Origin of the sequence: Virgibacillus salexigens, from assembly GCF_014905415.1 — a bacterium.
Lineage (GTDB): Bacteria > Bacillota > Bacilli > Bacillales > Amphibacillaceae > Virgibacillus > Virgibacillus salexigens.
Genome location: NZ_BNEO01000194.1, coordinates 1 through 292, shown reverse-complemented (window position 1 = coordinate 292; position 292 = coordinate 1). Strand labels below are relative to the sequence as shown.

The 292-nt window shown below is 38.0% G+C and carries 1 pseudogene; it reads right to left on the bottom strand.

Annotated features, from left to right (window positions below):
- A pseudogene (locus tag JKP73_RS22810) lies at nucleotides 1-292 on the bottom strand (hemolysin); the annotation flags it as partial.

Genomic DNA, 292 nt, shown 5'->3' with positions numbered 1-292 from the left:
CATTACAAATAATTTCTGAATCCGTTACTTCCTCAACTAATGTTCCATTTCCACTATCCGTCTCATCTTCAATCTCTAAACCGATTAGTAATTCAATAATATCTTCATGGGTGATGATTCTTTCTGTTCCACCATATTCATCAAGTACAATCGCCATATGCTTTTTCTCCTGAATCATCTTGCGGAACACCCAATCAACCGAGTGAAACACAAAGACAATTAACGGATCCATGTCACTATATGACTCCAGCGTTTTATCGGGATCCATCGACCAAGATAGCAAATACTTCGA